General features: G+C 71.2%; 9 protein-coding genes. 3 read left to right on the plus strand and 6 right to left on the minus strand.

Going from position 1 to position 11,052, the window contains the following annotated elements:
* Window positions 1–52: 52 nt before the first annotated feature.
* The 5 genes from hpf to mtrA all read right to left on the minus strand — a co-directional run bounded on the left by hpf (window position 53) and on the right by mtrA (window position 6,431).
* A complete protein-coding gene (hpf, locus tag ACLJQE_RS43140) occupies window positions 53–742 on the minus strand; it encodes a ribosome hibernation-promoting factor, HPF/YfiA family (RefSeq protein WP_410645652.1) in 690 nt (229 codons plus the stop codon).
* Between the two features lie 755 nt (window positions 743–1,497).
* Window positions 1,498–2,193: a ComF family protein gene (locus ACLJQE_RS43145; RefSeq protein ID WP_410645653.1), complete on the minus strand. Its 696-nt coding sequence runs from the start codon at window positions 2,191–2,193 to the stop codon at window positions 1,498–1,500.
* A gap of 74 nt (window positions 2,194–2,267) precedes the next feature.
* On the minus strand, window positions 2,268–3,977 hold the full coding sequence (locus ACLJQE_RS43150; RefSeq protein ID WP_410645654.1) for an LpqB family beta-propeller domain-containing protein: 1,710 nt from the start codon (window positions 3,975–3,977) through the stop codon (window positions 2,268–2,270).
* A 44-nt stretch (window positions 3,978–4,021) separates the two neighbouring features.
* Window positions 4,022–5,746: an MtrAB system histidine kinase MtrB gene (gene mtrB / locus ACLJQE_RS43155; protein WP_410645655.1), complete on the minus strand. Its 1,725-nt coding sequence runs from the start codon at window positions 5,744–5,746 to the stop codon at window positions 4,022–4,024.
* 7 nt (window positions 5,747–5,753) lie between these two features.
* Complete coding sequence (gene mtrA, locus ACLJQE_RS43160; RefSeq protein WP_005150760.1) at window positions 5,754–6,431, minus strand: MtrAB system response regulator MtrA; 678 nt, start codon at window positions 6,429–6,431, stop codon at window positions 5,754–5,756.
* A gap of 370 nt (window positions 6,432–6,801) precedes the next feature.
* Between mtrA and ACLJQE_RS43165 the strand changes: the two genes are divergently transcribed.
* From ACLJQE_RS43165 to solA, 3 genes are all read left to right on the plus strand, one after another.
* Window positions 6,802–7,587, plus strand: coding sequence for an IclR family transcriptional regulator (locus ACLJQE_RS43165; RefSeq protein ID WP_410645656.1), 786 nt, complete (start codon window positions 6,802–6,804; stop codon window positions 7,585–7,587).
* Between the two features lie 92 nt (window positions 7,588–7,679).
* On the plus strand, window positions 7,680–9,797 hold the full coding sequence (locus ACLJQE_RS43170; RefSeq protein WP_410645657.1) for an FAD-dependent oxidoreductase: 2,118 nt from the start codon (window positions 7,680–7,682) through the stop codon (window positions 9,795–9,797).
* A complete protein-coding gene (solA, locus tag ACLJQE_RS43175) occupies window positions 9,794–10,924 on the plus strand; it encodes an N-methyl-L-tryptophan oxidase (protein WP_410645658.1) in 1,131 nt (376 codons plus the stop codon). Before ACLJQE_RS43170 ends, solA begins: the two co-directional genes overlap by 4 nt.
* Here the strand turns inward: solA and ACLJQE_RS43180 are convergent.
* Window positions 10,921–11,052, minus strand: a 132-nt coding sequence (locus ACLJQE_RS43180; RefSeq protein WP_410645662.1) for an integrase core domain-containing protein, incomplete at its 5' end; no start/stop codon positions are given. The two genes, solA and ACLJQE_RS43180, sit on opposite strands and share 4 nt — an antisense overlap.

Here is an 11,052-nt window from a genome sequence, read left to right on the forward strand (position 1 = left end):
GCCCGCACGCGAGCGCGTGCGGGCCCTCCGGATGGCCTCCTTCGAGCCCGGCTCAGCCGAGCCGGATCACGCCGTAGTCGAAGCCTTTCCGCCGGTAGACCACGCTGGGCCGGCCCGCGTCGGAGTCGTTGAAGAGGTAGAAGTCGTGGCCGACCAGTTCCATCTCATAGAGAGCCTGGTCCACCGTCATGGGCTCCGCGGTGTGCTGCTTCTCGCGAACGACGCGGCCGGGCTGGTGACCCAGGTCGTCGTCGGCCCAGCTCTGCTGCTCGGGCAGGCGGATCTCGTCGGCACTCGCGAAGCCGTTCGTCTGCGGTTCGGCTTCGGGTGCGTCCAACACCGCGGTACGCGCGGCGGGACTGGCTGCGGCCGGGGATCCACCACCCGGCAGCAGTACCGAGGTCGCTTCGGCGACCGATTCCGGGCGGCTGCGGCCGTAGTGCACGCGCCTCCGGTCGTGTGTCCTCCGCAGCCGGTTTTCCAGCTTGGTGACTGCGGAATCGAGCGCCGCGTAGAAGTCGGCGGCACACGCTTCAGCGCGCACGGCCGGGCCCCGCCCCTTTCCGGTGATTTCGACGCGCTGGCAACTCTTGGCCTGGCGCCGGTTGGGTTCGTGGAACAGTTCCACGTCGTACCGGATGACTTTCCTGTCGTAGCGCTCGAGGCGGGCCAGCTTTTCACTGACAAGCGCCCGATAGTGGTCGGGCACCTCCACGTTGCGGCCCTTAACGACGATGTCCATACACGACCTCCCTCGCTGAGATGACTGCGAGCTGTTGTGTTCACACACGGCGCCGGTATTGCGGGGACGTAAGCCCGGATCACGGGCTGAGAAGGAACTCGGAAACGGTGGACGACGTCTCGTTCCGGTGACCGAGCGCGGACTCAGCGCACCTCCGGCGCCAGGGACATGGGCTCGTCACCTCCCTGCCTGCGAGGATTGCTGATTGCGGAGCACGTTAGCTTCCTCACGCCCGTTACAACAGCCCCCGAGCCGGGGGATGTCAGGAGATGAGACTCGGTCACCCCGCGCAGTGATCGCGAAGTGGGCACCGCAAAACACCCGCTGGTCGGACGCGCCGTGGCTGCCGCGCTTTCACACGGACGGCGCATCGCTGCCTCCTGGTGGACGCCGAGGGTGACGGCCCGGTCTCGCACAGCCGCCACTCCGGTGGAGTGGTGTGGCGGCGGAGTGATCGTGATCGACACCCTCATGCCCGGACAACGGGCGCCGGTCCGTTCGCGTTCCCGCTTGTTGTCACTCATGTAGGTGACGCGGGGTTCACCCGGGCGCGAGGGAGTGGTTTTTTCGGGGCTTTTTTGCGGCCTGAGCTGGGAAGAAGTTGGTCGCGGGTGTGGTCGTGGGTGTTTGTCCGGGGTGAGGCGCGGAACCGGTACCAAGGTTTTCAGGGGCGCGTTCTCCGCCCAGACTGCGCGCTCCCCCGGGAAGGTCCACAGTGGTCGGCATGGGTTGCCCTTTCGCGCGCCGCGGCCGGTTCAGCCGGCTGCCAGGAGGGTCAGGACGGCGGAGACCGTAAACCCCGCCGCCGTCAGGGCTCTGGTGCAGGCCGCCGCCGTGGCTCCGGTGGTGATCACGTCGTCCAGGACCACGATGCCGAAGCCCGGCGGCGGGCGCCCCGCCTCCCGAAACTTCAGGCGGCCCGCCAGGTTCGCCATGCGCTGCTCGCGGCCCAGGCCCACGGCGTCGCGGGCGGCACCCGCCAGTTCCAGCGCCGGGGCGACCACGACCTCGATGCCCCGCGCCGCCAAGACGCTCGCCGCCACGTCGGCCAGGCGCTCGACGTGCGGGCCGCCACGCACCCGCGCCGCCGAAGGGCGGCTGGGGGCCGGGACCAGGCAGATCGCCCGGGCCGGGGGCGGGGTCGCGGGTGCGGCCCGGGTGGAGGTGAGGCCGGACCCGGACGGCAGCGCCACCAACGCCTCCGCCAACACCCGCCCCAGCGAGGGCGCGAGGTCACGCCGGCCGCGTTCCTTGTACGCGATCAGCAGCTTCCGGCCCACTCCGTGGTAGCGAGCCAGCGCGAACACCCGCACCAAGCCCGCCGTCGGGCCGCGTACCACTTCCCTCGCCGCTCCCCAAACTTCTTCGCAGCGGGTGCAGCACGGCTTGCCCCGGGCTCCGCACGCGGCGCAGCGGCTGGGGATGAGCAGATCGAGCAGTCTCTTCAGCACACGGACAGTGTCACGACCGGCACCGACAGTTTCGAACGCCCGGACGTCACCCACCCGAGTGAAGAACGGAAAACTCAGCCGGGGTAGAAGGGGTCCGCGTCCTTCATCGTGTGGTTCTGCGGGCGCCACACCTCGCCCAGCACCGAGGCCATCCACAGGCCGTTGGCGTCCGCCACCACGATCGGGCGGCCGGTGGCCGCCGTCACGCCGTGGACCGTCGGGGTGAGGTTGCTGCTGTTGAACGCGTCCATGCGCTGGCCGTCCACCGTCACCTTGACCACCGGCTGGGACGGCGACTTGGTGACCGCCACCAGTGCGTCCGGGGCGACCCAATCCACGTCGACGACGTCCTCGAGGTCGTGCGGCTGGAGGTGCCGCGGCTCGCGCAGGGACACCGAGTCGCCGTTGACGACCACCGACGCCACCCACAGCTGGCCCTTGATCACCGCCGCGACGCGGGCGCCGTCGCGGGAAAACCGCAGCTCCGTGAGGTCGCCCTGCTGGGTCAGGTCCGTGGCGTTGACGCTCAGCGCCGTCCATTGGCCGTTCTGGTCGAGCACCATCCGGCCCACCGACAGCCCGTCGACCACCGTCCACAGCTCGCCGGTGCCGGGGCGCCACGTCGGACGGGTCAGTGAGCTGCCGCCGAGAGTGGTCAACGCCAGTTCGTGGCCGAGGTCGCCGATCCGCAGGCGCACGCCGCCGCCGCTGCGCTCCACCACCGCCAGGCGCTCCCCGTCGATCGACTGGGCCGCGCTCACGACGTTGTACCCGCCGTTGCCCGCCGGGCCCGCCACCGGGGCGCCGTCACCGAGGGAACGGACCCGGCCGGCGACCGTCATCAGTCCCGGCAGCTGCGGGCGGATCGACAGCGACGCGCCGTAGGCCGGCAGGTCGTTCTGCCGCCAGTCCGGGTGGTTCGGCACGAGCGGGGCGCCGTCGGCGAGGATGCGGATCCGGGCCGACGTGACGTACTGCAGGGACAGCACGATCTGCGCGGCGATCAGGCTCCGGATGTCGTCGGGCACCCCCGAGAGCCCGGTCAGCGGCACCACCAGCGTTCCGTCGTCGAGGCTCTTGACGTTCGTGTCGATCTCGATCGGCTCGCCGAGCAGGTTCTTCACCGCGCCGGTCAGGCCCGTCGACGGCCCGCTGACCAGCAGGTCCATCACCCGGCCCGGCAGCCCGGACTGCGGTTTCGCGACGACGTAGCGCCGGTCCGGCACGAAGGTCGCCGACGATTCCGAGTAGAAGCTCACCGGCACCGGCGTGTAGTTCTCGCTGAAGTCGGACTCGGTCGCGTACAGGTCGGCGGGCGGGTCGACGATCCGCCACTGGTTGTTCGCCTGCTTGCGGACCTTCACCTGCAGCAGCGCCGGGCTGTAGTCCGGCACGAACGAGCTGTTCTGGTCCAGCGTGCCGATGTCGATCCCGCGCACGTTGACGACCTGCGTGTTCGGGTCCGGCGGCGGGCCGGTGTCGTAGACCGTGCCGAAGGTGTCCTGGATGATCGTCAGGTTGCGGCTCGGCCGCCAGCTCGCCCGGCCCTGCTCGTCCAGGTAGGCGCGCGCGGCGGCGTTGTTCTGCCCCGGCTTGAGCGTCGCCCCGACGAAGGCGCGGACCAGCGACAGCGGGTCGATGCCCGGCGGCGGCTCCGGCACCACGTCACCGGAGCTCTGGCCCTGCCGCTCGCCGGAAACCACCTGGGGCTGCGATTCCAACGGCACGTTCGCGCAGCCCGCGGCCAGCACCGCGCAGAGCACCAGCAGCACGAGCTGCTTCATCCGGAGCTTGGCTCCGTGCCGGGAGCTCCGGGAAACCTGGTGGTTCACTGACCGATTCCCTCACGTTCGGCGAAGATCGCCTCCGGCGCCGGCGTGACGTCGATGACGCCGAGCGGCACTTCGGTGGCGAACCGGTCGGGCGGCGGCAGGACCAGCGGCGAGTCGCCGGCCGGCACGTCCTGGTGCCGCGGCAGCAGGAGCCGGAAGCAGGCGCCGTTGCCGGGCTCACCCCACGCGTCGAGCTCGCCGCCGTGCAGGCGCGCGTCCTCCTGGCTGATCGCCAGGCCCAGCCCGGTACCGCCGGTGCGCCGGTTGCGCGACGGGTCGGCGCGCCAGAACCGGTTGAACACCAGGTCCGCCTCGCCCGGCCGCAGGCCGACGCCGTGGTCCCGGACCGTGATGGCGACAGCGGTTTCGTTCGCCCCGACCGTCAGCACCACCGGCTTGCCCTCGCTGTGGTCGATGGCGTTGGCGAGCAGGTTGCGCAGGATCCGCTCGACGCGCCGGGCGTCGACCTCGGCGATCACCTCTTCCCCGGGCAGCACCAGCTTGACCGAGCTGCCCGCGTTGCCCGCGATCACCCGCACCTGCTCGACCGCGCGGGTGGCGATCGGGCGGACGTCGATGTACTCCGCGGCCAGCTCCTCCACACCCGCGTCGAGCCTGCTGATCTCCAGCAGGTCGCCGAGCAGGGCTTCGAACCGGTCGAGCTCGTCGACCAGCAGTTCCGTCGAGCGCGCGAGGCCGGCCGGGAACTGCTCGCGGGAGGCGTGCAGCACGTCCGCGGCCATCCGGACGGTGGTCAGCGGGGTGCGCAGCTCGTGCGAGACGTCGGAGGTGAACCGGCGCTGCAGGCCGCCGAACTCCTCCAGCTGGCGGATCTGGCGCTGGATGCTCGCGGCCATTTCGTTGTAGGACACCGCGAGCTTCGCCAGGTCGTCTTCGCCGAGCACGGCGAGCCGCTGGTCGAGGTCGCCGCCGGCGAACTGCTCGGCCGCCGCGGCGGCCTGCCGGACCGGGCGGACCACCTGCCGCGTCACCAGGTTCGTGATGCCCGCCAGCAGGAGCAGCAGCACGAGCCCGCCGACCAGCAGCGTGTTCTGCACCGTCGAAACGGTGTTCTGCTCGGTCGTCAGCGGGAACAGCAAGTACAGCTGGAGCGGGGTGGCCACGGTGCTCAGCGGCGTGCCGACGATCAGGTACGTCGTGCGCCCGCCGCCTGCCTCGGGGACGGTGTGCTCGAGGAAGCTCATCTGGTCGGCTTCGACGAACTGGCGCAGCCGCGGCGGCACGTTCTCGAACGGGCCCGCGAACGACGGCTCGGCGCCGGACTGGTCGTGCCCGCCGCTGGCCAGCACCGGGACGAACGTGCCCGCCGCCGATCCGGCCGCGTCCTGGCTGGTCGGCGTGATCGCGATCTTCTTCAGCGCGTTCTCGAGCCGGTTCCTCAGCGCTTCGTCGTTTTCGGCGCCGAGGCCGACGAGCTCACCGGCGGCCGTCTCCGCCGCCGCGCGGGTCTGCGCGACCGCCGCCGTGCGCTTGGTGTCCAGCAGCCGCTCGGTGATCTGGTTCTGCAGCACCATGCCCAGCACGAAGACCACGGCCGAGGACAGCGCGAGCGTCGACACGGTGACGCGGAACTGCAGCGAGTGCTTCCACAGTTCGTTGAAGGCGACCGCACGACGGCGCGCGAAAACGACGACACGCCGTACCAGGCGTGCCGTCGAACGCGCGAACGTGGGGAGCCGTCTGCCGGTCGCGAGCGTCATCGACTCATCACGGCGGGCCGGCCTTGTACCCGACGCCGCGAACGGTCAACACCACCTCGGGGTGTTCCGGGTCCTTCTCCACCTTCGAACGCAGCCGCTGGACGTGCACGTTCACCAGCCGGGTGTCGGCCGCGTGCCGGTAGCCCCACACCTGCTCGAGCAGCACCTCGCGGGTGAAGACCTGGCGCGGCTTGCGGGCCAGCGCCACCAGCAGGTCGAACTCCAGCGGGGTCAGCGGGATGGCCTTGCCTTCGCGCGTGACCTCGTGGCCCGGCACGTCGATCGCCAGGTCGCCGATGGTGAGCGATTCCGCCGGCTCGGCCTCGGTGCGGCGCATGCGGGCCCGGACCCGCGCGACCAGCTCCTTCGGCTTGAACGGCTTGACGACGTAGTCGTCGGCGCCGGACTCCAGGCCGAGGACGATGTCGACGGTGTCGCTCTTGGCGGTGAGCATGACGATCGGCACCCCGGACTCGGCGCGGATCGCCTTGCAGACGTCGATCCCGTTCATCCCGGGCAGCATCAGGTCGAGGAGGACGAGGTCCGGCTTCAGCTCACGCAGCGCGGGCAGCGCGCGTGAGCCGTCGGCGACCACCGCCGTGTCGAACCCCTCCCCACGGAGCACGATGGTGAGCATCTCCGCGAGGGCGGGGTCGTCGTCGACCACGAGAACACGTGCCTTCATGTCCACATGTTCGCACTAGTTCCGGCGCCCGTACGCACGACCCGCGTGTTTGACCACCAGAAAGATCAAGATCGCGTGTGCTGCCTGCTCCATCCGGGTGCCGGTACCGGCCGCTTTGGACGGTCCGTGAAGGCCGCGCCGGAACCGGGGGCGGCCTTCACGGACCTGTGAGGAGAGCTCAGGGAACGGCAGGCACTGGCACGCCACCAGGCCTTCGGCAACGACTGGCGGGATGCCGGGACGGTGCGTGAAAGTTGCGCATTGCGAGACGGCTCGCTCCTCGCGCAACAATCCGGCTTGGGGAACGTCCTCGTCAAGAGATTCGCCCACTCAGCCGATAGGAACCCCGCAAAACGGATAGTGTTGCGCCATGCGGAACCAGGACTCGGGCAACGCAACTCAGAGCCAGGTGCAATCGGTCGACCGGGCCATCAGCGTCCTGGAGCTGCTCGCACGCAACGGCGAAACCGGCATCACCGAGATCGCGGGTGAGCTGGGCGTCCACAAGTCGACGGCGTCGCGCCTGCTCAGCGTCCTGGAGACCAGAGGCCTGGTCGAGCAGCTCGGCGAACGCGGGAAGTACGCGATCGGCTTCGGCATCGTCCGGCTGGCGGGCGCCGCGACCGGCCGGATGGACCTCGCGAAACTGGGCCGCGCCAGCTGCCTGGCCCTGGCCGAGGAACTGGGCGAGACGGTGAACATCGCCGTCGCCGACGACGGCGTCGCCATCAACATCAGCCAGGCCCGCGGCTCGGCCGCGATCACCACGCAGAACTGGACGGGCCAGCGGACACCGCTGCACGCGACTTCGAGCGGCAAGATCCTCTTGGCGTACATGGGTGAAACCGAGCGCAAGCGGGTGCTGAAGCGGAAGCTGGAGCAGTACACCCCGCGCACGACGGTCGAGCCGGAAGAGCTGCTGACCGAGCTGGACCGGGTGCTCGAAGACGGTTATGCGGTCTGCTACGAGGAACTCGAACTCGGCATGCACGCCGTCGCCGTGCCGATCCACGGCCCGGGCGGGGACGTCGTCGCCGCGATGAGCGCTTCCGGACCGTCGTACCGGCTTTCCAAGCAGCGGGTGAAACAGATCGTGAAGCCGATGACCGAGGCGGCGGAGCAGCTTTCCGAGCAGCTGGGGTACTTCCGGGACTAGTTCTACGGCGACCGTTTCGGGCGCTTGACACTGCGTCTCGCATGACGCACGTTGTTGCCGAAGACGCAACCTCGCCCGGAGGGATCCGCGAAATGGCAGCACGGCCCCGGGTGGTCGTCGTCGGCGCCGGCCTGCTCGGCTGCGCGCTGGCCGACGAGCTGACCGAGCGCGGCTGGACCGACGTCACCGTCCTCGGCGGCGGCACCGGCGACGACGGCCACCCGGGCCTGGTGTTCCGCACCCACGCCGACCGCACGCTGACGGCGTTCGCGAAGTACACCGTCGAGAAGTACAGCGGCCTCGACGGCCAGTGGTGCTTCAACCCCGTCGGCAGCCTCGAAATCGCGACCTCGCCGGAGCGGCTCGACGACCTGAAGCAGCACCACGGCTGGGCGACGTCGTGGGACGTGCGCGGCTACCTGCGCACGCCCCGCGAGTGCGCCGACCTGCACCCGCTCCTCGACGAAGCCCGGGTCCTCGGCGGTTTCCACGTCCCCGGCGACGGTCTGCTGCACGCCGGGCGCGCGGCCGAAGCCCAGGCCCGGCGGGCCAAAGCCCGCGGCGCCCGGTTCGCCGCCGAGGAGGTCACCGGGATCGAGCGCAGCGGCGGCCGCATCACCGGCGTCGTCACCGCGGCCGGGCGCTTCCGCGCCGACGTCGTCGTGTCGTGCGCCGGGACGGGGAAACTCGTCGGCCTGACCGTGCCGCCGGTGTCGCTGACCCACGAGTACGCGCTGACGGCGCCGCTGCCGGAACTGGCCGGGCACAACGACGAACACGTGCAGGCGGGCAAGCCCGTGCTGCGCCACCTCGACACCGGGATGTACGTCCGCGAACACGTCGACCGGCTCGGCGCCGGAATGGCCTCGGCCGCCGATCTCCTGCCCGCGTTCCGCGACGCCGACGTCGAAACCACCACGACGGTGACGCTCCCCGGCACCCCGGACGGACGGCCGCTGCTGGGCGAGCACCCCGACCTCGACGGCTTCTGGGTCGCCGAAGCCGTCCGGCCCGAGCACTCCGCCGGCGTGGCGCGTGAACTGGCGCGCTGGCTCGTCGACGGGCAGCCGTCGCTGGCTCTGCACGGCTGCGACCTCGCCCGGTTCGCCCGGTTCTGCGCGGAGCCGGTCCGCACCAGCCCCTTCCACGAACGGCAGCTCGCACTGGGCGCGCACTTCGGTTCCGCGGACGGCTGGGCCCGGCCGGACCGCTACTGTGACAACCGGGGCTTCCCCCCGAGGCCGGGGGCTTCGCCACCCGGACCCCCGAAAGCGGTGTCGGCCGAGGTGGCCGCCGAAGCGGTCGTCACCCGCGAGCGCGTCGCGATGTTCGACCTGACGTCCGAGCCGCGGCTGGCCGTCACCGGTCCCGGCGCGTTGCCGTTCCTGCAGGCCATGACGACGAGCGACCTCGCGACAGCGCCGGGCACCGTGACTTCCACGCTGCTGCTGGGCGAGGACGGCGGGGTGCGCGGCTGCCTGACCGTGGCCCGGCTGGGCGAGGACCGGTTCCACGTCGGCGCCGGCGGACCTCTCGATTTCGCTTGGCTGCGGCGGCACCTGCCGCGCGACGGCACGGTGCAGGTCCACGACACCACGCCCGGTACGTGCTGCCTCGGCCTGTGGGGTCCGCTCGCCGCCGAAGTGCTCCCGGAATTGTCCACAACGGACTGTTCCGTCGAAGAGACGTCCGTCGGTGCCGTCCCGGTCGTCGCCCTGCGACTGTCCACAGTGGGCGAACCGGGCTGGGAACTGCACACGACGGCGGACTTCGGGCGCCGCCTGTGGGACACGCTCCGGGACCGGGGCGTCGCCGTCGCCGGTCACGAGGCCCTGACCAGCCTGCGGCTGGAGGCCGGCGTGCCCACGCCCGGCGTCGACTTCACCACCGAACACGATCCGTACGAGGCCGGGCTCGGGTCCGCCGTCCGGCCGGGCAAGGGTTACTTCCTCGGCCGCGACGCGCTGGCAGGCCGTTCGGCGGCGACGGTGAGCCGGCGGCTGTCCCGGTTGACCACCGGCGCCGTCGTCAGCGGCGGAGATCCGGTGTACGCCGACGGCCGCCCGGCCGGGTACGTCACCAGCGCCGGACACGGCCACACCGTGGGAAAAGCCATCGCCTTCGCGTGGCTTCCCGTGGAACACAGCCGTTCCGGGACGCCGGTGGAGATCGGGCACTTCGGCACGCGCGTTCCGGCGAGGGTGGCATGACGCACTACGACGTGATCGTCGTCGGCCTCGGCGGGATGGGCAGCGCCGCGGCGTACCGGCTGGCGCAGCGCGGGCAGCGGGTGCTCGGCGTCGACCAGTTCGCGCCGGTGCACAACCGCGGGTCCAGCCACGGCGGTTCGCGGATCACGCGCCAGGCGTACCTCGAAGGCCCCGAGTACGTGCCGCTGCTGCTGCGGGCGCACGAACTGTGGGACGGTCTCGAACGCGACAGCGGGCGGCGGCTGTTCACCCGCTGCGGCGGGATCATGGTCGGCACGGCGGATTCGCGGACGATCACCGGCAGCGTGGCGTCGGCTCGCGCCTTCGGCATCCCGCACGAGCTGCTGGACGCCCCCGCGATCCGGGACCGGTTCCCGACGATGGCGCCGTCACCGGACGAAGTCGCGCTGTACGAGCCGGGTGCGGGCTTGGTGTCCCCCGAAGGCAGCGTCGCCGCGCACCTGCAGCTCGCCGCGCGGTGCGGCGCCGAACTGCACCACGAGGAGAAGGTGTTCACCTGGAGCACCACGGCCGGCGGGGTGCGCATCGGGACGTCGCACAACTACTACACGGCCGGCCGCCTGGTGCTGTGCCCGGGCGCGTGGGCCGGCGAGCTGCTGCGCGGCTTCGGCGTCGCCTTCACGGTCCGGCGGCAGGTGCAGTACTGGTTCGCGCCCTCGGGCGGGATCGCGCCGTTCCGGGAGCACCCGGTCTACATCTGGGAAGGCGACGGCTACACGTTCTACGGCTTCCCGGCGCACAACGCGCCCGCGGACGGCGTGAAGGTCGCGTTCCACAGCGGCGGCCGGACGTGCACCCCCGACGGCATCGACCGGGCGGTGTCCGGCGACGAGGTGCACGAGATCGCGGCCGTGGTGAAGCGGCACCTCCCGGCGCTGCCCGGGGCGTTCCTCCGCGCCGCGACGTGCATGTACACCGACACGGCCGACGAAAGCTTCGTGCTCGCCCCGCACCCGGCCGAGGAGCGGGTGGTGCTCGCGTGCGGGTTCTCCGGCCACGGCTTCAAGTTCGCCCCGGTGATCGGCGAAATCCTCGCCGACCTGGTGGTGGACGGCACCACGGCGCACCCGATCACGCAGTTCGATCCAGCCCGGCTACTGCCCTAGCTGTGATGTCCGGGGAGGTTGGTCAGCCGGGTGATGGGTGGCTTTCCTCCGACGGATGAGTGGGGTCGGTGGTAATTGTAGAAGTGCAGCCAGCCTGGTAGCGCCGCCCGGCGCGAGGCTTCCGATGG

The sequence above is a fragment of the Amycolatopsis sp. lyj-346 genome, assembly GCF_046548975.1.
In the GTDB taxonomy this organism is placed as follows: Bacteria; Actinomycetota; Actinomycetes; order Mycobacteriales; family Pseudonocardiaceae; genus Amycolatopsis.